Genomic DNA, 19234 nt, shown 5'->3' with positions numbered 1-19234 from the left:
CCGGCCCGCCCTCACCGCAGGTACACCACGTAGCCGTGCGCCGGCAGCGCGATCGACCCGCTCGCCGCGAGTTCGATCGCCGCGCCGGTGAACGCGTCGCGATACGTCCCCGGTGCGCCGAGCCCGGTGTACGCGAACGTCGCCGCCGCGTCACCGAAGTTCACCGCCACCACCACGTGGCTCTCGCCCTTGCTCCGCGTGAACGCGTACACGTCGGCCGAGCCGGTGCCCGCGAGCTTCACCTGCGCCCCACCATCGGCGCCGTTCCAGAGCGCCGGCGTCGCCGCCTTCGCCGCGAACATCGCCCGATAGAACGGCACGAGCGTCGTGTCGGTGAAGGTCACGGTGTCCTTCTCGAAGAACCGCAGCCGCTTCGACAGCTTCCCTTCCTGTCCCGTGTAGAGCAGCGGGAACGAGTTCGCGAGCGTCGCGGCGAGCACGAAGGCGGGGAGATGGTCGTCCCCCATCCGCTCGAACTCGGTCCCCTGCCAGCTGTTCTCGTCGTGGTTGCTCGTGAAGTACATGCGGTACGCGTTCGCCGGGTACGTCTGCTGCTTCGCGAGGTACTCGTCGAGCTTCGCGACCGGCTCCTTCCCCTGCGTGATCCCGTTGAGCAGGTGATGGAACTCCCACCCGTAGCTGGCGTCGAAGGCCGCGTGCATGTTCACCCCCTCCTCCTCGGCGAGCATGAACAGGTCCGGCTTCGCCTGCAGGAGCGCCGTGCGCGCCTCGAGCCAGAAGTCGAGCGGCACGCCCCACGCCACGTCGCAGCGGAAGCCGTCGAGCCCCATCTCGCGCAGCCACCAGGTCATGTCGTCGATCATCGCCGCGCGCATCGCCGGCTGCGCGAAGTCGAGCTCCGCGACGTCGGTCCAGTCCGTCTCCTTGCCGTCGCGGTCGATCGCATTGGAGATCTGCCCCGCCGCGTTGCGCACGTACCAGTCGGGGTGCGTGGTGATCCAGGTGTGGTCGTGCGCGGTGTGGTTCGCCACCCAGTCGAGGATGACCTTCATCCCGAGCGCGTGCGCCGAGTCGATGACCGCCTTCAGCTCGGCCTGCGTGCCGAACTCGGGGTTCATCTTCCGGTAGTCGGAGATGGAGTAGTAGCTGCCGAGTCCCCCCTTGCGGCGATCGACGCCGATGGGCTGCACCGGCATGAGCCAGAGGATGTCCACGCCGAGGTCGTCGAGGCGCGCGAGGTGCGGCAGCAGCGCCGTGAAGGTCCCCTCGGGCGTGAACTGGCGGACGTTCACCTCGTAGATCGCGGCATCGCGCGCCCACTCCGGGTGCGCGGCGATGGGCGCGGCCGACCCGGCGGGCGTGGACTCCATCCCGCCGCCGCAGGCGGCGAGCGCCGGAGGCGAGATGGCGACGGGAGGAGGGCGGGGTGCGATCCGACGACGAGCGCGCGGGGGGTCGACGCCCGAGGGAAAGATGCAGCGTCGAGCGGGCGTCGCGCGACGGCAGCGGATGGGGCCCGTGAGGGGAGCTCGGGCGGGGGGGCCGGATGAACCCCTGGTGCTGTCGCGCGAGCACGGGCGCCCCGAGCTCATACGTCGTCCCCGCGGTGCTCCATGTGACATGATCCGCGAGCGAGAGCAGCGTCGGCACCTCGTGGCCGCTCACGACCACCGCGCATCCCTCGTCGGCGAGCGACCGCAACAGCGCGCCGATGCGCTCGTGGTCCACCGGCGCGATCCCGCGGAACGGCTCGTCGGCGAGGAGGCAGCGCGGCCGCCGCGTGAGCACCGCTGCCAGCTCGGCGCGCCGCCGCTCGCCGCCGGAGAGCTCGAACGGGCGCGCCGCGAGGAGATCCTCCACTCCCGCGAGGCGCGCCGCCTCGAGCGCCGGCCGCGCGGCATACCGCGCGGCGAAGAGCTCCAGCTGCTGCCCCAGCGGGAAGGCCGAGGAGAGCAGGTCGTGATCGGGAAGGAAGAACACGCCCGCGCGCGCCAGCCGCGCCATCGACGGCCGGAGGATCGTCCGACCATCGAGCTGCACCACGCCGGAGTCCGGCGCGACGAGTCCCGCGGCGATGCGGAACAGCGTGGACTTCCCGATGCCGTTGCGGCCGAGCACCGCGCGCACCTGCCCGGCCACGGCTCGCAGCGACGCCGATCCGAGGATGCGGCGCGTGCCGAATGACTTCGAGACGCAATCCGCCGCGAGGACGGGCACCTCCCCCCGCGTCAGCGCATCGCCCACGCCACCTCCCCCACCAGAGCCGCCAGCACGAACAGGCCCGCCGTCACCGCAGGGGCGTACCCGAGGTTCGCCCAGAGCATCCGCTCGCCGCGGCGCGCGATGTCGACGGTGCCGAGCACCCCCGTGAGGACGATGATGCCGAACGGGCTCTCCGGCGCAGGCGCGCCCATCCCCTCCGCCGCGGTCCCGATCGCCATCAGCGCGACCTTCAGGATCAGGTAGAGCACGAGCGCGCGCGTGAGCAACGGCATCAACGGGAGCAGCAGGCGGGACGCGGGCATCCGCCTGCTACCATGCCCGCCTGTCAGGGTTCCTCCCGAATGGCGCTCGCCGTCCGGCCCCGATAGTTTCCCCCGCTCCCACCACCTCTTCACGGATCGAGGAACGACATGACGATGAACCGGCTCGTGCTTGGCCTGCTTGCCCTCTCCGTCCTCGCCTGCGGCGGCGCCCGCTCCCGCGGGGGCTCGGGGACCAGCGAGTACACCCGCCAGGTGCAGGGCTACCTCGCCCGCCTCAGCGAGAACGCGCAGAAGTCCGGCTTCAAGCGCGTCGTCGCCGGCCCCGTCTTCGGCTCGCTCGACGACGACGCCGAGGGCTCGCACGACATGACGGTCTCGGGCGGCACGCAGTACGTCCTCTTCGGCGCCTGCGACAACGACTGCACCGACCTCGACCTCCTCATCTATGATGGCGACGGCGACCTCGTGCGCCGCGACGTCGCCGCCGACGATCGCCCGGTCGTCGTCTTCTCCGCCGCCAAGTCGGGGAAGTACAAGATCAAGGTCGTGATGGCCGTCTGCAGCGACGAACCCTGCCGTTACGGGCTCCAGCTGAACGCGAAGTAGCGTTCCGCCGCTCGTGCCGGGGCCACTCCGCACGCGCCGCCTCATCCGATTCGCCGCCGCGCTCTGCCGCGGGACACTCGCCGCCGGCGCCTTCGCGTCGGCGGCGAGTGCGCAACCGGCCCGCACCTCCGCGCTCCGCGTCGCCGCCCCCATCGCCACCTGGGACGAGGCCATCCCGCTCGGCAACGGACTCCTCGGCGGGCTCCTCTGGGGCGGGAGCGACGCCATCAAGCTCTCGCTCGACCGCGCCGACCTCTGGGATCTCCGGCCGGCCGCACCATTCGGGCGCGACGGCCACCGCTACGCCGACATGGTCCGCCTCGTCGGCGCCAAGGCCGCCGACTCGCTGCGCATCCGGTTCGACGATCCGTACGACAACATCGCGCACCCCACCAAGCTGCCGGGTGGCCGCGTGGTGCTCACCCTCGCGCCGGGGCGCGTCGCGCGCCAGTTCGCCCTCGACCTCGCGCAGGCCGAGGGCAGCGTCAGGTTCGATGACGCGACGATGACCGCGTTCTTCAGCGCGACCGACACCGTCGCGCTGCTCCGCGTCCCCGCCCTCGTCGCGGCGACGATCGTGCGCCCGAAGTCCCTCGACCAGCTCGGGTACGCGCCCGCGCGCGTCGTGCGCGACAGCACCGCCGGCCGCACCTACCAGTCGATGCACCAGCAGGCCGCGCTGGGCCTCGCGTACGTCGTCGCGGTCGCCACGCGCCCCGACGGCGACGCGACGCTCGTCGCGGTGACCATCGCGACCTCCGCCGATGGCGGCGACCCCGAGGCCATCGCACGCGCGCGTCTCGCGCGCGCACTCGACGCGGGGTACGACGCCGCCCGCCGAACGCACCGCGCCTGGTGGGCGCGCTTCTGGAGCACCGCGGCGCAGCTCACCGTGCCCGACACCGCGATGCAGGCGCACCTCGACTTCGTGCAGTACCTCTATGGCGCGGGTGGTCGCGACGGCGCGCCCCCCATCCCGTTGCAGGGCGTCTGGACCGCCGATGGCGACGCGCTGCCGCCGTGGAAGGGGGACCTGCACAACGACCTCAACACGCAGACGACCTACCTCGCGGCGCACGCCGCCGGCGCGGACGACGCGATGCGGGGCTGGCTCGAGTACAACTGGCGCCTGCTCCCCGCCTATCGGCGCTTCGCGCGCGACTTCTACGGCGTGGACGGCGCCGCGGTCCCCGGCGTGCAAGCCCTCGACGGACAGCCGCTCGGTGGGTGGGGCCAGTACTCGCTCTCGCCGACGATGGGCCTCTGGGTCGCGCAGTCCTTTCACCTGGAGTGGCGCTACTCGCACGACGAGCGCTTCCTGCGCGAACGCGCCTATCCCTTCACCGCCGCGCTCGGCCGCGCCACGCGCGCGTTGCTCGTGCGCGGCGTGGACGGGCGCCTGCGGCTCCCCCTCTCCACGAGCCCCGAGATCTTCGACAACTCGATGCGCGCCTGGTTGCCGTCGATGTCGAACTTCGACCTCGCACTGCTCCACTGGGGCTTCGGCGCGCTCGACGAGATGGCCACCGCGCTCGGCGACACCGCCGCGGCCCGTGAGTGGCGCACGACGCGCGAGGCGCTCGACCCGATCCTCGTCGATCCGGTCACCGGCACCCTACCCTTCGCCGCGGGCCTCCCCTACGACCAGTCGCATCGCCACTTCTCGCACCTCATGGCGATCCACCCGCTCGGCCTGCTCACCATCGCCGAGCCGCGCGACAGCGTCGTCGTGCGACGCTCGCTCGACGAGCTCGCGCGCGTGGGGAGCGACTGGTGGGTGGGCTACAGCTTCGCCTGGTACGCCGCCATGCTCGCCCGCGCCGCCCGCGGCGAGGAGGCGCTCGCGGAGCTCGAGAAGTTCCGCAGCGCCTTCCTCCTCCGGAACGGCTTCCACGCCAACGGCGACCAGTCAGGGCGCGGCCTCTCCAAGCATCGGTATCGCCCCGTCACGCTCGAGGGGAACTTCCTCGCGCTGCACGCCGCGCACGAGATGGTGCTGCAGAGCTGGGGCGGGACCGTCCGCGTCTTCCCGGCGGTGAGTGCGCGCTGGCGCGATGTCGCGTTCCGCGACCTGCGCGCCGAAGGCGGCCTGCGCGTGAGCGCGGTGCGACGCGGGGGACGGACCGTCTCCGTGCGGCTCACCGCCTCGGTCGCGAGCCTTGTCCGCCTGCGCGATCCGTTCGACGGCGCCGCGGTGCGCTGGGATCGCGCCGGTGTGCGCCGCGAGGGTCGCGACTACGTCGTGGAGCTGCGCGCCGGCGAGTCGGTCGAGGCGCGGCGGCCGTAGCCGCCGAGCACGCGCTCCACCGCGGCGATCGCAGCGCGCTCCCGCGCGTCGAACGGCCCGCGGATCGCCTCCCACGTGCGCCCCGCGTCCCGCAGCTCGCGCTCGATCAGGTGATGATGCCGCACGCGCTCCAGTTCGAGCACGCGTGTCCCGTCGGCGACCCAGGGCACGTCGGGCGCGAGCAGCAGCATCGCGTCGTAGCGTCGCGCGCGCGCCGCCGCGACCAGCCACGGATCGCACGCGCCGAGGATCATCTCGCTCCAGGTGCACGTGGTGTGGAGCTCGGTGTCGCAGATCAGCACCGGCCCGCCCTCGGCGGCCATCGCGTCCTCGAGGCTCGCCTGTCCCCAGACGATCGCCTCGAAGTCCGCGGGCCCCAGCGTGCGCGCATCGCGCGTCTCGCAGTACTCGCGCCCGTACTCGGGGACCCACCGCACGCCGAACCGCTCGGCGAGCCGTGCGGCGAGCGTCGTCTTGCCGCTCGACTCGGGCCCGAGCAGCGCGACGCGGCGCACCAGCCACGGCTTCACCTCGCGCGGCACGAAGCGCCAATGCGCGACCGGATCGGCGCGCAGGGCGCTCCCCGACACCGGCATCACGCGACGGTCGCGATCGACGCACACATGCTCGGCGCCGAGCCGGCGCCCCAACTCGTCGCCGTACGCCTCCGAGGTGAAGACGCGATCGACGCGTCCCGCGTGCCGGGCGATGAGCGCGGTCCAGAGCGGCCAGAAGTCCGCCGACTCCTCGGGCGCCTGCGGCACCACGTCGGTCACGTGCACGACGGTGCAGTCCGGGTGCGCCCGGCGCACCCACTGGAAGCGTTCGCCGCCGGGGATCGGGTCGTCCGGCAGGCTGCACACGAGCACCGTGAGCGTATCGCACTGCCGGCGCGCCTCACGGATGAGGTGCGCGTGCCCGAGGTGGTACGGGAGGAACTTGCCGAGGACCAGTCCGCGCATCGACCGCGGTGGCGTCAGAAGCCCGCGGTCCGCACCGCGGCACGGGACGCCGGCGTAACGTGCACGCAGCTGATGCTCTCGTACGACACGACGAGCCGGTCCGTCGCGCCCGAGTTAGGGGCCGCGGCGGCCCCGGCGCGCGCGCGCTGCGCGGCGATGTCCGCCTCCTCGGGCGGGAGCACGTCGAGCGAGACGAACCCGTCGTCCACCTCGTGCACGCCGGTCACTTCATAGACCGCGCCGGTGCGCAGGTGCAGCTCCACGCGATGACGTGGATCGTTCTGGCGCACCGCATCCGCGAAGGCGGTGCGGAAGTACTGGGCGTTCAGCATGGTGGTGCCTCCGTGACCGAATCTACGCGAATGCGCGCCGTTCAGTCACCCGCGAGCGGGATCACCCGCCACCACGCGTGCGGACGCCGCGCTGCCCGCGGCCCGACCCGTCGCCCATGCCCAGAGGAAGTTGTAGCCGCCGATCGGCCCGAACGCGTCGAGCAGCTCGCCGCACAGGAAGAGCCCGGGGTGCCGCTTGCTCTCCATCGTGCGCGGGTCGATCTCGGCGAGACTCACCCCGCCGCCGGTGACCTCCGCCTTCTTGTAGCCGTCGTCGCCGCTCCACGGCAGGTCGCCGCGCACGAGCATCTCGATCAGCCGCTTGCGCTCCTCGCGCCGCAGCTCCGCGAGCGAACGCAGCGGATCGACCGCCGCGCGCTCGATGAGCGCCATCGCCAGCCGGTCGGGGAGCTCGCCGCGCACCGCCGCCGCGACCGTGCGCGCGCCCTGCGGACGCAGCGCCGCCTCCCACTCGGCGTCGCCCAGCGCGGTCCACTGCACCGTGAGGCGCGCCGGCATCCCCTCGTGTCGCGCCCGCACCACCACATGCGAGACGTTGAGCGCCGCCGGCCCGCTGTAGCCCTGGTGCGTGAAGAGGAACCCGCCCGTGTGCGTCGCCGTGCGCGCCGCGGAGCGCGCGGTGAGCGTCACCGTGAGCGACACCCCAGAGAGCGCGGCGAACGCTCCCGACGCATCGTGGATCGGCGTGAGCGCCGCGTACGACGGGTGCATCACATGCCCCAGCGCGCGCGCCGTCTCGAGCCCGAAGCCCTCGCTCCCCGTGTTGGGCACCGAGAGGCCGCCGCTCGCGAGGATCACCGCGTCGGCGTCGATCGGGTCGGCGTCGGCGAGCGTCACGCGCCAGGCGCCCGCGTGCGGCGCGACGTCGAGCACGCGCGTCGCCATCCGCAGCGTCGCGCCGCGCGCGCGGGCGAGCGCGAGCAACCCGTCGCGCACGTCGCGCGCCTTGTGCGACGCGGGGAACACCTTCGCGAGCGCCGGCTCCTCCGCCAGCGGGATCCCGACCGTCTCCTCGAAGAACCGCCGCTGCTCGGCGAGCGGCCACGAGCGCACGATGCGCCGGAGGGTGTTCGGCGACGAGTCGGTCACGAAGCGCGTCTCGTCGAGCGTCAGCGGGAGGATGTTGCATCGGCCGCCGCCGCTGATGAGGATCTTGCGGCCGCCGTCGGCGGTGCGCTCCACGAGCGTGGTGCGCGCACCGCCACTCGCCGCGAAGATCGCCGCCATCGCGCCGGCCGCTCCCGCGCCCACCACCACCACGCGCCGCGGCGCGCGCCCCTCGGGCGCGCTCATCGGTCGAGCACGGGGAGATACGCGCGCCACGGGCCCACCGCCTCGCGATAGCGCTTCGCCATCACCCGCGACGTCTGCGCGAGATGGCCGAGGTCGTGCGCGACCCAGGTCGCGAGCAGCTGCCGCAGCGTCACCGCCCCGAAGGCGGGATGCTCGCCCACGAGCGCGAGCTGCGCGTCCGTCAGCGACCAGCGCCGCAGCGTCGCGACGTTCCCGGCGCGCAACGTGGCGAACTCGTCCAGCAGCGCGCCGAGGGTCTTCCCGGCGCTCTCGTGCTGCTGCGCGAAGCGGTCGAACGGCGCGAAACGGCGGTCGCTCCCCTGCGCGAGGATGATCCGCGCGCGGGGGATCCAGTCGGTCCGCTCCCCATGCACGAGATGGCCCACGTTGTCGAACGCGGTGAAGGTCTCCGGCCCCTCGTCCGCGGTGGTCCACGCCTCCGGCAGCCCGGCGAGCAGGGCGCGGAACGCCGACGGCGTGCGCTCGAGCAGGGCCACCGCCTCGGCGAGGTCGAACGCGTGGGGCGCGGGCACCTAGGTGTCGAAGGGGCCGCGCAGGAGCACCGCACCGTAGAGGGCGGCCATTGCGCCGAACGGGAGCGCCATCACCCGGACCGCCATCGGCGCGCCGTCCGCCTTCACCAGGCCGAGCGCACTGATCATATAGAGCATGAGATTCAGCAGCACCGTGGGGCGTCCGTAGATGCCGCCGAGGCGCTGCTCGCGCGCGATCCAGTTGTGGAACGCGATGCCCGCCCAGCCGGCGGCGATCAACTGTCCGATCCATGCGGCGTTCGGCGGCATCCCCGGCGCGAGCCACGGCAGGATCCGGTCCGACGCGAAGAGGAGCGCGAGACCGCCGAGCGCGAGCAGCGCCGCGCTCGCGCGCGAGAGGATGGCCGATGCGGCTCGCACTAGTAGAGTTCGCCCACCGGCGCGACCGGGCTCCGCCGCTCGAAGGTCGCGTCGGGCTCGTCGCGCGCGATGAGCACCCCGCCCCAGAGTTCGAAGCGCACGGGCGCGCTCATGGCGAGGCACATCCCGGGACACAGGTAGGACACGAGCACATCACGACCGTCGAGCGAATACCGGAACGGCAACTCGTTCCGGGTGATCGTCGGCATCGGTCCCATCGTCGGCAACTCGATATGGGTCCGCCGCACGCCGGTGCCGTCGGCGCGGAGCAGGATCGTGTCCGCGTGGATGCGGTAGTACGCGTCGTTCGGGGCGTACGTGAACCCGCCGGGCCCGCGCACGTACACGCCGGCGGCGTCCTCCGGCGCGAGCGGATCGGAGCAGGCCGTCGCGGCGACGACCAGCGTCAGCGCGGCGAGCAGCGTGGCGACCGGCGCGCGAGACGCCCATCGCGTCCTCATCCGCCGCGGCGCCCCGACTTCGCGTTCGTCGATTGCGGCTTCACCCGCGGCGCCGGCACCGGGACCGGGGCCTTCGCCGGCGTGACGCCCGGGCGGAGCGCCTGCGGCTTGTGGCTCGAGAAGTCGGGAACGGCCGTACGATGCTTCTTCGCCATGGGACCTCCCTTATGAGGATGCGCGCGTGCGGCGCGTCAGCCAGAGGATCGTCCGCGTGTCCAGCGGGATGTCGCCGTACACGCTCACCATCAATATCTGCTCCAGGAACGCCAGCGCATAGAGGCCGATGACGGCGGTGAACCAGCGGGCGTCAGATCGACCAGTGCCGGGCGAGCCGGCGGCCGCCCCAGACGCCCAACGCGAGCCCGACGATGCTGACCATGAAGGCGGTCATGATGCCGACCCGCGCGCCCAGCCACCAGCCGATGGCGCTGCCGACGGTCGAGACGATCATGACGAGCAGTTTTTCCACGGGGGTACCTGGAGAAGGGCCGGGTCGCGCCTGTCCTGAAGATGCGCCCGATCGCCCGACCGCGCTCGGCTCAGCCTTGCCGGAAGTGGCGTCCCTGCTGTTCGAGGGCGGCGCGAAGGAGGCGGATGCCCTTGGGTCCCATCCCGTGGAGCGCCGCGACCGACGCCTCGGACCGTTGGGCGAGCTGCGCGAGCGAGCGGATCCCCGCGTGCGCGAGCGCCCGCAGCGCGGGACCGGAGAGCCCGGCCGGGAAGGCCTCGGCGTTGGGATGCGTGACCGCGTCGCGGGACATGGGAGACCCTCGTGGGAGGTGGGTGTGGGCCGCGCGCCCGAGCTAGCGGGTGGTGGTGGTGGCCTGAGCGGCCACCCGCGCCGGCTCGGCCGTTCGGGGCGCGGCGAGCGACTGGGACTGCGTCGCCTCGAGGGCGGCCAGGCGCGCCTCGAGCGCGGCGATCCGCTCGTGCTCGCCCGCCTTCGCCTCGATGGCGCGCACGTAGCGCCGCGTCCAGTAGAGGCCGCCGCCCAGCGCGGCGAACCAGAAGGCGATGGTCCATCCGGCGACGACCATGTTCATGCGTGTCCCTCAGGGCGTTGCGGGAGTCGTGGCGTTGCCGCTGGGAGGAATCTGCTGGCGGCGGGCCTCGGGGCGCCACGGGTCGGCGCGCCGCGCGACCGCGGAGCATGGCGAGATGGAGCCGCGCGGTCACCTCCTGGATCACTCGGACGGGCACCGCCAGGTGCCTGTCGCCTCACACACAGAAGACCGGACGTCCCTGCCAATACGGCCGATAAGAGCTCGCCATTCAGGCGTAATTGGAATTGGCGTTCTGGAGAGATATAGGAGTAGAGGGACTCGCTCCAAGTCTCCTTCGCCGACCGACGAGAGTGCGTCGCGCGGCGAAGAGGAGCCCGCGACCTCGTGTGAGCCAGTCGAGTCGACCGCACCGGTCGGCGCGACCACCTACGAGTCGGGGGCAGCGTGGTAACGAGGTGCCGGATCTCGAGTTGCAGCCGCGCGCGACGTGCGCGCAGCGTGCCGCGACGGGCGCACGGTTTCGCGAGACTGGCGCACAGTCCGGCGCGACCGGCGCACGGTCGGCGGCACGCGGCGTCCGGTCACCCGGGTGCTGCGCACAGTCCGCCGCGACGTGCGCACAGTGCTCCGCGACGTGCGCACGGTGCCCCGCGACGTGTGCACAGTGCCCCGCGACGTGCGCATCGTCGCCCGCGACCGAGTCGCGGTCCGCCGCGACCGAGTCGCGGTCCGCCGCGACCGCGCGGTCCGCCGCGACCGATCCGGAGCCGCTCCCGTCCGGCCTCGAGTCCGTTCGGTCCGACGTCGAGCTCGCACTGCCGTCCCCCGAGTCCACCAAATCCCATTCAGAGGAGCTTCACCCATGTACGTGATCCATCAACGAGTGACCGAAGCGTTCATGCGCGTCTGCATCTTCCTCGACGAGCATCCCATCGAGAGTCCGGTCGACATCCGGCAGGCGCGGCGGATGCTGGAAGCGTCGCTCACGCGCCTGCGCGAGCATGCCGGCACCCAGTACTTCGGGACGGCGACCGGCCGCGCCGAGAGGGAGCGACAGGTGGACCGGATCGGGCGCCTGCGCGACGAGTTCATCCGCCCCGTCGTGACCATCGCGCGCGCGCACATCGGCCCCGGGGCCGATGTGGGGATTCCGGCGGGATTCCGGATGCCGAAATCGTCGCTCAGCGTGGCGCAGGTGCTGCAGACGGCCGACGCGATGCTGGAGCAGCTCGCGCCGCACGAAGCGCTGTTCGTCGCGCAGGGCATGCCGGTCGACTTCCTCGCGCAGTTCCGCGCCGCGCGGGACGCGGTGGCGCTGGGGGCGGAGCGCCGCGAGACGCTCCACGTCTCGCGCCTCACCGCCAGCAAGGGGATCCCCGACGAGCTCCGACTCGGCCGACTCGCCGTGAACCGGATCGATGCGATCGTGCGGGCGCGCTACCGGCGCGACGAGGCGACGCTCAGCGCGTGGCGACAGGCGAAGCGAGTGCATCGCCTGCCGGGCCGGCGGCGGGTGCGCGAGGCGGCGGTCGTCGCGGCGGATCCGGTGGTGCTCGCTCCGGTGGTGCTCGCTCCGGCAGCGCTCGCTCCGGTGGCGCGTGCGCAGGTGCAGGAGGGACCGATGCGACCGCTCCTCGCCGCGTGAGCGCGCGAGCGAGCGCGTGCTCGCGAGCAGTCCGGTGATCCCCGCTGGCGCGCCACCTGGAGACCGGCGACGAACATCAGGCTCGCGACCGGAAGCCCGAGGGCGCGCTCGCGCGTGACGAGCCGCCCTCGCGCTGCGCTGTCCGTGGATCATCGCGCTGCTCCGAGGTGACGCCGCGCGGAGTGCTGCTGGGTTCCGTGCACACCTCCATGCTGGGCAAGATGGATGGGGTCGCGATGACGCTCTGACTACGCAGTGCCTAACGTCGGTCCGATACATCGGAGCGGCGGCCCGCCGCCGCTTCCTTGGCACGGCCCTCAGTCACCAACCGTCGTCAGGCCGCCGCCACGATCGTGCCGGCGATGAAGTCGTGCACGCCTCGTTGACCTCGCGTGTACGCGGCACAGGCGAGGTACACCATCATGAGTGCGTTCGCCAATACAAGGCCGACGCCCTGGCCGATACTGAAGGTGCCCAAGTCTGCCGCGAGCGCGAACACCGAAGCATGTGTCAGCTCCCAAGGTACGAGTTTCGCGGCCGTTCGGCCGACGGCCCGAAGGCTACTGAGGCGGGCGCCGTCCTGCCGCGTCACGTGAAGCCGCAGCCAACGTTTGCCCAGGGTCGCGCCTCCGCGAGAGGCATCCGCGATCGCGAAGTACAACCACGCGGGACCAGAGAAGTTCACGAGAAGCACCAGCCAGATCTCGGGGCCGCTCTGCGGAACGAACCCGAGAGCCCGCTGCATGAGCCAACCTGCCGGCGCGAGCACTGCGAAGAGCAGGGCCACGTCGACCGCGTACGCCACAGTGCGCCGAATGAGCAGGTTGGGTTTCTGCATGTACGGTGATCGTCGCTGTGCCCTTGCTTGACACCGGCCGATTCTCTCGCTCGGCGTAACGTCAGGTTGTGCCGTGGCCGATTCAGTAAATGCGGTTTGGCGGCCACGGCCGACCCTACAGTACGATGAGGCCGGGGCCGCCAACCCGCTACCCTGGCCGGCCATCTGCACCAACTGCCGCTAGCCCGCACCACGCGGATCGCGCGGATGCGATCGGCGCTCGGAGCGATCGAGCCACCAGTTGATAGAAGCACCAACTGCTGCCGAGAGCCAGATTGCGACCGTCGCGAGGACCGCGAATCCAATGCCGAGCCACATCGCGGTGCGCTGACCGACCAGATCTCGCGCGCCATACGCGGCTAAAGCAACGAACGGATACACGAGGGCCGTGGCCCACACGAGTTGGCGCACATCGGCGGCAGCCTCACTTCGCGGGCGCTCATGCTCAGACCGTCCCTTCATCGATGCTCGTCCGTGTCGGGCTAACGTCAGGTCGTGGCGTGGCCGCCTCCATAAGATGCAGGTGGGCGGCCGCGCCGTACCGAAAGGTACGACAAGGCGCGGCCGCCCACCTGCTCCCCTAGACGGCCGGCGGTCACCAACTGCCGTCATGCCCCCGCGGGCAGATCAGTAGGTGGTTGAGTGGCCGACTTCGAATGCGCGAACGCGACCGCCCTTCACGATAACGACGGCGCACGAGTAGACGGACCACGTGACAGTCGTGTCTCTGCGCGTGCCGATTGTCCTGTAGGGCCCGACTTCTTCGCGGCTCCAGCTGAAGAAGAGCGAGTCGCCCACCTGCCGCTCCGGGGCACCGAGCTGCGACCTGAGGGCCTCGTCGGTGAGTCCGAGCATGAGTTCGCTCCCTTGGAGGCGCACTGCGATCGTCGGCGGCAGATGGGGGCATGACACCCCACGATCGACTGCGCGCACCGAGTCACTGAGCGCGATGAAGGAGAGGTAGTGCTCCGGGCCGCCCATTGAGCTCGAGCCGAAGACGACGCTCACGTTCTTACCGCGCGCCTGGCCACGGTAGCAGAGCCGAGTGTCCCCGCTCGCATCAGCAGGCTCCTCCCACAGCGTCCCCCCAAACTGGGAGGACAGCGCGGTCAGCGTCGCGACTTCGGGGCGCATCACCTCCGTGCCGAGCGTGACGGCAGGAAGCAGCGCACTGTCGATAGGCGACAAGGCTTGCTGAACGCTGTCCACGCGCAACGACCTTTCGCTGTCGGGCGCAGGCGCGCGCTCAGCGCAGGCGAGCGTCGCGACGCCCGCCAAGGTAAGCCACGCTAGGCGCTGCACTGATGCCAGTCTGGTGGGCATAGCGTCACGTTGTGCCGCGGCCGTTCTCACAAAATGCGGGTTGGCGGCCACGCCGGTCCTTCAGGAACGATAAAGCGTGGCCGCCAACCCGCTACCCTAGCACGGCCATCGGACACCAGCCGCCGTTATGCCGGGCGCATTCACATAGTAAGTGCACTGCGGTCGCCGCACCCGGAAGCGGGTGAGGTGACCTGGGGCAGGCTAGGCTTCAGTTCTCCTCCAAGAGAAAGGACGCCATGACCTACACCCAGATCACTCTCGAAGAAAGGTACGCCATTTCGGCGCTACGCAAGCTCGACTACTCCTCTGCAGAGATCGCGCGGGAGCTGGGGCGCGACCCCAGCACCATCAGCCGCGAGGTGCGCCGCAACGCCTGGCGCACCGACGGCCGCTCGTACAGGGTCGACAAGGCGCAGTCGTATACGAACGAGCGCCGGCGCGCCTCGCGGCGAAACACGCAGTTCACGGCGGAGGAGTGGGCCTTCGTCGCGGACCTGCTGCGCGAGGACTGGAGCCCGGAGCAGATCGTCGGGTGGTGTGCGCGCTTCAATATCCTTGCGATCAGCCACGAGACCATCTATCGCCAATCCATGAGGACCGCGCCCGAGGCGGCACCCTCTACACCCATCTGCGCGTGATGACGAAGAACCTGCGGAAGCGCTATGGCACCTACGACAGCCGCGGCCGCCTCGCGGGCAAGCGGCATATCTCGACGCGGCCGGCCGGCGCGCACAACCGCTCGCGCATCGGGCATTGGGAGGGCGACACCGTGCTCGGCAACACGCAGCATGGCGCGTGCGTGGTGACGCTCGTGGAGCGAAAGTCGGGCTTCGTCGCGATCGGCCTGCTCGCACAACGCACGGCCGCCAACACGAACGCGCGGCTGCGGCAGCTGATCGAGGCGCAGCCGCGGCCGGTGCGCACGCTCACGCTAGACAACGGGACTGAGTTCCACTCCTACAAGAAGCTCGAGGCCGTCGTCTCCACGAAGTGCTACTTCGCGACGCCGCACCATTCATGGGAGCGTGGGAGCAACGAGAACATGAACGGGCTCTTTCGGCAGTACGCGCCCACGCGCACCTCGATGGAACACCTGACGCAGCAGGCCTGTCAGCGCATCGCGGACAAGCTCAACCGCCGTCCGCGCAAGCGGCTTGGCTTTCGCACCCCGGAGGAGATCTATGCGGCATGATGCTCAGCGGTGCACTTCAAAGTTGACTTTACATGGCCCCGTCCCGATCCAGCGGCAGCCACTCGAGCGCCGGCGTCCAGTCGAGGGAGGCGGCTTCCATCAGGGCGGTGAAGCGCCGCTTCTCGAGCGCGCTCAGCCGCTTGAGGTCCGGATACTCGGGGAGCGGCGGCTCGCCCCTTCGGCTCGCCTGATAGTTGGCTTCAAAATGCAGGCCCATGAGTGCGCGGAATCGGGCACTCACGGCTGGGGACTGCTCCACGCCGGCGAGGCACCGATCGATGATCTCGCGGAACTCGGCCAACTCTGAAGTCGTCATCTCTCGATGGACCGCCGGGTGAGTCTGGTCCGCATAACGTCAGGTTGTGCTGCGGGCACTCCATAAGATGCGGCGGCGCAGCCGCCGCTTCCATACCGTGACCGTCTGCACCAACTATCGTTAGGCGACGCCGCGCGCGCTACCCGCCTCGCTGTTGGGTTCCCGTTTCGATCTCTGCGGCTGATTTGACCTCGCCCCTTCGCATGGTAGAGGTGCGCGCCCACATCGCTTCAAACTCGGCCTCGCTTACTTCCGGACCCTCGAAGTCAGCGAGCGTCATGTTCGTGTCGCACCAGTAGCCATACTCCGTATCGTCGGGCGCAGCATAGACTGGAGTTCCGTGAGCATCGAGCCCAATCTCGCGCCACGGCTCGCCGGACGGGCCGCACTCAACCCACCATTCGCGCACGAGATGCTTGCTATCTCGGAAAGCGGCGTCTGGTTGCGGAATAAAGAACAAGAGGGCGCGCACTACGCGCTCCTTCGCATCCATGCCCTGCTGCCAGTTGGTGGCCTTTCTCGTCCGAATGAAGGTCATCTGCGTTCGCCTAACGTGTGCTTCTGCTGCAGGTGCTCCAATAGAATGCGCGGGCGCAGCCCGCGCCACCAAAGTGCACCTGTCGGCAGCAAGCTGCGTTATCGCGCGCGCGGCCAGACCCAGTCTGCTCCGCCTTAATTTAGGAGGGTGTGCGCGCATGGGCGGCGTTGGCCAGAAGGGCAAGCCGCATTGGGGCCCGTGTCACAGTGTGGGGCGGTCCGCGGTAGCGCCCTCAGCGGTCGAGAACCACGCGATACCGCGCCTTGCCGCTGCGCAGGTGCTCAATCGCATCGTTGACCCGGTCTAGCTTGAAGTGTTCAGTCTGCGGAGTGATCCCGTGTCGCCCGACGAAGTCCAGCATCCGAGCGATGTCCGACGGGCTTCCCGAAGGCGAGCTGGACACTGAGCGATGCGCCATCATGAGCGAAGTTACGGGAAAGGCCAGCGGCTCGGTCACGGCGCCGAGCACGTGTAGCCGCCCTCGTCGCTTCAGCGTTCCGAGCAGCGCCTCCCAGTCGAGTGGAACGTTCACGGTCGTCAGGAGCAGGTCGAAGCGTCCCGCCGCGCTTGCCATGGCCTTGGCATCCGTCGAAAGCATGACCTCGTGCGCCCCCATCGTCTGAGCCTCCGCCCGCTTTGCCTCCGTCGATGTGAATGCCGTGACGTGACAGCCCCACGCGCGCGCGAACTTGACCGCAAGGTGCCCAAGGCCACCGATACCAACGATCCCGACACTCGCGGTCGGCGAGATGGCGAACTGTGAGAAGGGGCTGAAGACCGTGATGCCGCCGCACATCAGCGGACCCGCCGTTCGAGGATCTACGCCCTTCGGCAACTTGAACACGGCCTGGGCCTGCGCTCGCACCTGCTCGGCGTAGCCGCCCGGCCGGCCGATGAACGTACTGACGGCGGAAGCGCACATGTGGTGATCGCCGCTCATGCATTCCGCACACCAGAGGCAGGAGCCCGCGTTCCATCCAAGACCCACCACGTCGCCCACCTTGAGATGCGAGACGCGCTCGCCGGTCGCACGGATGGTCCCTACGATCTCGTGGCCAGGCACCAAGGGATACGGAGTGAATCCCCACGCGTTGTCGATCATGCTGACGTCGCTGTAGCAGATGCCACAACTGTCGACATTCAGGTCGACCTCGTCCGGGCCAAGTGGGCCGAGTTCGTACTCGAATGGCTCGAGTGGACCACCCGCCTTGAACGCTGCAAATCCCCGAACTGTCGTCATGGCGACTCTCCGATTGCCGACGATGTGATGGTTGCGGACCGTGCGATGCGGCCGCGCTACACCGTAGGGCGAAGGATGAGAGGTAGCCTCGCGCCGTGCCTGCCATTTTCTTCCCATTTCTTGCCTGATTCTCTCCGCCGGCATGTCACCGCTGCCACTGACGTGTAGGTTAGTGAAGGCCTCGCCCTGCATCCCTGCACACACCCGGTTCAACGCGATGACTTGGGAATCACTGATTGCGCCACTGGAGCGCGCGATGCCGCAGTTGCACGCGACGTCGGGCTACGTCGCCAGCCCACTGCCCGGCTTGGGCGTCGTGCGACACACGGCGCCGACGCCACTCGAAGCGAGCGTCTACGAGCCGGTCCTGTGCCTCATCCTTCGAGGCCGCAAGCGGACTTTCTCTGGACCGGCACAGGTAGACTTTGGCCCCGGAGAGTCTCTCATTGTCAGTCACGCGATTCCGGTGGTATCGCAGGTGACGGTCAGTCCGTATCTGGCACTGATTCTCTCACTCGATGTCGAGCTGGTGCGCAGCATCGACGAGGAGATTGCCGCGGGACCCGCTCGGCGCACCACCGGTTCGGCGCTCGCACTGGGTGCGACGGATGCGCGAGTGCTCGAGGCCCTCGGCCGATACGTGTCACTCGCCGGGGATGCGTCGGAGGCGCGCATCCTGGGCCCGCTCGTCCTGAAGGAGCTTCATTTCCGACTCTGTCAAGCGACGCACGGGGGAACGCTGCACGACCTCGCGCGCGAGCACAGTGTGGCCAGCCGGATCCGAGAGGCTGTGGGCACCATCCGCAGCAGCTTTCGCGTAGGCGTGTCGGTGCGGGACCTCGCGAGGGTAGCCGGGATGAGCGACTCCACATTCTTCCGCAACTTCAAGGCAGTGACCGGCAACACGCCGCTGCAATACTTGAAGGAGATGCGACTGCTTGAAGCACGTCGGTTGTTGTCGACGCGCGGCTACAACGTGACGCAGGCGGCCTTCGAGGTTGGGTATGCGAGTCCAACGCAGTTCAGTCGTGAGTACTCGCGGCGGTTCAGCGTGCCGCCCAGCGTCCACGCTCAGGCGAGCTAACACTCCCTTGTTGGCATGGCCCAGCGAGGACGGGCAGCCTCAGGGAGAACCTTGCCGGAGGGAGTGCCCGTCGGTCGCGATAACGTCAAGTTGTGCTGCGGCCGATTCAATCAATGCGGGTTGGCGGCCCCGGCCGACCCTGAAGTACGATGAGGCCGGGGCCGCCAACCCGCTACCCTAGCCGGCCATCAGCACCAACTGCCGTTAGCGAGCGGTACGCACGGCTCGGCCCGACGGGTCAGGCTAGCGTGATCCAGAGGCCAGCGGCCACGGCGATCAGCGCCCCGGTGAGGAGCGTCCAGCGGAGAGCGCGCTGCGTGACGAACTGACTCGCCGAGCCGAGCACCATCCCGGTGAGCATGGTGATGGATCCGCTGGACGTCGCGGCCGGCGCGGCTGAGAAGAAGCGCGCTCCGAGAGCCCAGGCAAGCAGAAGAGCCCAGACCGCAAGGATCGCCATCTCGATGCGTCGATCACGTACAGAGAGAAGGGTCATGCCTGCCTCAGCTCGAAGTCCGGGTCCGTCGCGCTAACGTCAAGTTGTGCTGCGGCCGCTTTCATAAAATGCAGGTGGGCGGCCGTGCGATACCGAAAGGTACAAAAGAGCACGGCCGCCCACCTGCTTCCCTAGCGCGGCCGTCTGCACCAACTGTCGTTAGGTTGGCGCGCGCGGGAATCTCTCGGGTTCGAGCCTCGGCAAGTTGAAATGCCCGATGAGCGGGCCGATGTAG

The 19234-nt window shown here is 70.0% G+C and carries 22 protein-coding genes and 2 pseudogenes; 5 read left to right on the top strand and 19 right to left on the bottom strand.

The window, feature by feature from the left end:
* Window positions 1-11: 11 nt before the first annotated feature.
* The 3 genes and pseudogenes from IPJ78_18325 to IPJ78_18315 form a co-directional block, all read right to left on the bottom strand.
* A complete protein-coding gene (locus IPJ78_18325; protein ID MBK7908498.1) occupies window positions 12-1331 on the bottom strand; it encodes an alpha amylase C-terminal domain-containing protein in 1320 nt (439 codons plus the stop codon).
* Between the two features lie 373 nt (window positions 1332-1704).
* Window positions 1705-2280: pseudogene (locus tag IPJ78_18320) on the bottom strand (ATP-binding cassette domain-containing protein).
* Window positions 2190-2486: a hypothetical protein gene (locus IPJ78_18315; protein ID MBK7908497.1), complete on the bottom strand. Its 297-nt coding sequence runs from the start codon at window positions 2484-2486 to the stop codon at window positions 2190-2192. Before IPJ78_18315 ends, IPJ78_18320 begins: the two are co-directional and overlap by 91 nt.
* 108 nt (window positions 2487-2594) lie before the next feature.
* Here IPJ78_18315 and IPJ78_18310 point away from each other — a divergent pair, with 108 nt between their 5' ends.
* Complete coding sequence (locus tag IPJ78_18310) at window positions 2595-3053, top strand: hypothetical protein (GenBank protein ID MBK7908496.1); 459 nt, start codon at window positions 2595-2597, stop codon at window positions 3051-3053.
* Between the two features lie 13 nt (window positions 3054-3066).
* Window positions 3067-5340 carry a glycoside hydrolase N-terminal domain-containing protein gene (locus tag IPJ78_18305; protein MBK7908495.1) on the top strand — a complete coding sequence of 758 codons (2274 nt, stop codon included), beginning with the start codon at window positions 3067-3069 and terminating at the stop codon, window positions 5338-5340.
* Here IPJ78_18305 and IPJ78_18300 read toward each other — a convergent pair.
* The 10 genes from IPJ78_18300 to IPJ78_18255 form a co-directional block, all read right to left on the bottom strand.
* Window positions 5289-6302: an AAA family ATPase gene (locus IPJ78_18300; GenBank protein MBK7908494.1), complete on the bottom strand. Its 1014-nt coding sequence runs from the start codon at window positions 6300-6302 to the stop codon at window positions 5289-5291. The genes IPJ78_18305 and IPJ78_18300 overlap by 52 nt on opposite strands.
* 14 nt (window positions 6303-6316) lie before the next feature.
* Window positions 6317-6634, bottom strand: coding sequence for a hypothetical protein (locus IPJ78_18295; GenBank protein ID MBK7908493.1), 318 nt, complete (start codon window positions 6632-6634; stop codon window positions 6317-6319).
* A gap of 45 nt (window positions 6635-6679) precedes the next feature.
* Entirely contained in the window at window positions 6680-7948 is a 1269-nt protein-coding gene (locus IPJ78_18290) for an aminoacetone oxidase family FAD-binding enzyme (GenBank protein ID MBK7908492.1), read from the bottom strand.
* Window positions 7945-8481: a DinB family protein gene (locus IPJ78_18285; protein ID MBK7908491.1), complete on the bottom strand. Its 537-nt coding sequence runs from the start codon at window positions 8479-8481 to the stop codon at window positions 7945-7947. Before IPJ78_18285 ends, IPJ78_18290 begins: the two co-directional genes overlap by 4 nt.
* Complete coding sequence (locus tag IPJ78_18280) at window positions 8482-8862, bottom strand: hypothetical protein (GenBank protein ID MBK7908490.1); 381 nt, start codon at window positions 8860-8862, stop codon at window positions 8482-8484.
* Complete coding sequence (locus IPJ78_18275; protein MBK7908489.1) at window positions 8862-9323, bottom strand: hypothetical protein; 462 nt, start codon at window positions 9321-9323, stop codon at window positions 8862-8864. The genes IPJ78_18280 and IPJ78_18275 overlap by 1 nt, the downstream gene beginning before the upstream one ends.
* On the bottom strand, window positions 9320-9478 hold the full coding sequence (locus tag IPJ78_18270; protein MBK7908488.1) for a hypothetical protein: 159 nt from the start codon (window positions 9476-9478) through the stop codon (window positions 9320-9322). The genes IPJ78_18275 and IPJ78_18270 overlap by 4 nt, the downstream gene beginning before the upstream one ends.
* A gap of 152 nt (window positions 9479-9630) precedes the next feature.
* Entirely contained in the window at window positions 9631-9792 is a 162-nt protein-coding gene (locus IPJ78_18265) for a hypothetical protein (GenBank protein ID MBK7908487.1), read from the bottom strand.
* Between the two features lie 70 nt (window positions 9793-9862).
* The gene (locus IPJ78_18260) at window positions 9863-10084 is read right to left on the bottom strand and encodes a DNA-binding protein (GenBank protein MBK7908486.1); all 222 of its coding nucleotides are present in this window, start codon (window positions 10082-10084) and stop codon (window positions 9863-9865) included.
* 42 nt (window positions 10085-10126) lie between these two features.
* Window positions 10127-10366 carry a hypothetical protein gene (locus IPJ78_18255; GenBank protein MBK7908485.1) on the bottom strand — a complete coding sequence of 80 codons (240 nt, stop codon included), beginning with the start codon at window positions 10364-10366 and terminating at the stop codon, window positions 10127-10129.
* Between the two features lie 823 nt (window positions 10367-11189).
* Here IPJ78_18255 and IPJ78_18250 point away from each other — a divergent pair.
* Window positions 11190-11972, top strand: a complete 783-nt coding sequence (locus tag IPJ78_18250; GenBank protein ID MBK7908484.1) for a hypothetical protein — start codon at window positions 11190-11192, stop codon at window positions 11970-11972.
* A 334-nt stretch (window positions 11973-12306) separates the two neighbouring features.
* On the opposite strand, the gene IPJ78_18245 is transcribed toward IPJ78_18250, so the two are convergent.
* Window positions 12307-12810: an RDD family protein gene (locus tag IPJ78_18245; protein ID MBK7908483.1), complete on the bottom strand. Its 504-nt coding sequence runs from the start codon at window positions 12808-12810 to the stop codon at window positions 12307-12309.
* Window positions 12811-13437: 627 nt separating this feature from the next.
* Window positions 13438-14088: a hypothetical protein gene (locus IPJ78_18240; protein ID MBK7908482.1), complete on the bottom strand. Its 651-nt coding sequence runs from the start codon at window positions 14086-14088 to the stop codon at window positions 13438-13440.
* 281 nt (window positions 14089-14369) lie between these two features.
* On the opposite strand from IPJ78_18240, the pseudogene IPJ78_18235 reads away from it, so the two are divergent.
* Window positions 14370-15325 (top strand): annotated as a pseudogene (locus IPJ78_18235) (IS30 family transposase).
* Window positions 15326-15353: 28 nt separating this feature from the next.
* On the opposite strand, the gene IPJ78_18230 reads toward IPJ78_18235, so the two are convergent.
* The 3 genes from IPJ78_18230 to IPJ78_18220 form a co-directional block, all read right to left on the bottom strand.
* On the bottom strand, window positions 15354-15641 hold the full coding sequence (locus tag IPJ78_18230) for a hypothetical protein (GenBank protein ID MBK7908481.1): 288 nt from the start codon (window positions 15639-15641) through the stop codon (window positions 15354-15356).
* 139 nt (window positions 15642-15780) lie between these two features.
* Window positions 15781-16179 (bottom strand): hypothetical protein, encoded by a 399-nt coding sequence (locus IPJ78_18225; GenBank protein MBK7908480.1) that lies wholly within the window; start codon window positions 16177-16179, stop codon window positions 15781-15783.
* Between the two features lie 232 nt (window positions 16180-16411).
* Complete coding sequence (locus IPJ78_18220) at window positions 16412-17419, bottom strand: NAD(P)-dependent alcohol dehydrogenase (protein ID MBK7908479.1); 1008 nt, start codon at window positions 17417-17419, stop codon at window positions 16412-16414.
* Window positions 17420-17675: 256 nt separating this feature from the next.
* Between IPJ78_18220 and IPJ78_18215 the strand changes: the two genes are divergently transcribed.
* Entirely contained in the window at window positions 17676-18503 is an 828-nt protein-coding gene (locus IPJ78_18215; GenBank protein MBK7908478.1) for an AraC family transcriptional regulator, read from the top strand.
* A gap of 238 nt (window positions 18504-18741) precedes the next feature.
* Here the strand turns inward: IPJ78_18215 and IPJ78_18210 are convergent, their stop codons facing one another.
* Window positions 18742-18999 (bottom strand): hypothetical protein, encoded by a 258-nt coding sequence (locus IPJ78_18210; GenBank protein MBK7908477.1) that lies wholly within the window; start codon window positions 18997-18999, stop codon window positions 18742-18744.
* Between the last annotated feature and the right edge of the window lie 235 nt (window positions 19000-19234).

The sequence above is a fragment of the Gemmatimonadota bacterium genome (assembly GCA_016714015.1).
GTDB lineage: Bacteria > Gemmatimonadota > Gemmatimonadetes > Gemmatimonadales > Gemmatimonadaceae > Pseudogemmatithrix.
The sequence above is the reverse complement of the archived record's forward strand: the minus strand, read 5'-3'. Positions and strand labels throughout refer to the sequence as shown.

Excerpts from the sequence above, each read along its gene's own strand:
- IPJ78_18325 (MBK7908498.1), bottom strand. The coding sequence starts at position 1,331 with ATGGAGTCCACGCCCGCCGGGTCGGCCGCGCCCATCGCCGCGCACCCG.
- IPJ78_18315 (MBK7908497.1), bottom strand. The coding sequence starts at position 2,486 with ATGCCCGCGTCCCGCCTGCTGCTCCCGTTGATGCCGTTGCTCACGCGC.
- IPJ78_18310 (MBK7908496.1), top strand. The coding sequence starts at position 2,595 with ATGACGATGAACCGGCTCGTGCTTGGCCTGCTTGCCCTCTCCGTCCTC.
- IPJ78_18300 (MBK7908494.1), bottom strand. The coding sequence starts at position 6,302 with ATGCGCGGACTGGTCCTCGGCAAGTTCCTCCCGTACCACCTCGGGCAC.
- IPJ78_18295 (MBK7908493.1), bottom strand. The coding sequence starts at position 6,634 with ATGCTGAACGCCCAGTACTTCCGCACCGCCTTCGCGGATGCGGTGCGC.
- IPJ78_18290 (MBK7908492.1), bottom strand. The coding sequence starts at position 7,948 with ATGAGCGCGCCCGAGGGGCGCGCGCCGCGGCGCGTGGTGGTGGTGGGC.
- IPJ78_18275 (MBK7908489.1), bottom strand. The coding sequence starts at position 9,323 with ATGAGGACGCGATGGGCGTCTCGCGCGCCGGTCGCCACGCTGCTCGCC.
- IPJ78_18270 (MBK7908488.1), bottom strand. The coding sequence starts at position 9,478 with ATGGCGAAGAAGCATCGTACGGCCGTTCCCGACTTCTCGAGCCACAAG.
- IPJ78_18260 (MBK7908486.1), bottom strand. The coding sequence starts at position 10,084 with ATGTCCCGCGACGCGGTCACGCATCCCAACGCCGAGGCCTTCCCGGCC.
- IPJ78_18255 (MBK7908485.1), bottom strand. The coding sequence starts at position 10,366 with ATGAACATGGTCGTCGCCGGATGGACCATCGCCTTCTGGTTCGCCGCG.
- IPJ78_18250 (MBK7908484.1), top strand. The coding sequence starts at position 11,190 with ATGTACGTGATCCATCAACGAGTGACCGAAGCGTTCATGCGCGTCTGC.
- IPJ78_18245 (MBK7908483.1), bottom strand. The coding sequence starts at position 12,810 with ATGCAGAAACCCAACCTGCTCATTCGGCGCACTGTGGCGTACGCGGTC.
- IPJ78_18230 (MBK7908481.1), bottom strand. The coding sequence starts at position 15,641 with ATGACGACTTCAGAGTTGGCCGAGTTCCGCGAGATCATCGATCGGTGC.
- IPJ78_18225 (MBK7908480.1), bottom strand. The coding sequence starts at position 16,179 with ATGACCTTCATTCGGACGAGAAAGGCCACCAACTGGCAGCAGGGCATG.
- IPJ78_18220 (MBK7908479.1), bottom strand. The coding sequence starts at position 17,419 with ATGACGACAGTTCGGGGATTTGCAGCGTTCAAGGCGGGTGGTCCACTC.
- IPJ78_18215 (MBK7908478.1), top strand. The coding sequence starts at position 17,676 with ATGCCGCAGTTGCACGCGACGTCGGGCTACGTCGCCAGCCCACTGCCC.
- IPJ78_18210 (MBK7908477.1), bottom strand. The coding sequence starts at position 18,999 with ATGACCCTTCTCTCTGTACGTGATCGACGCATCGAGATGGCGATCCTT.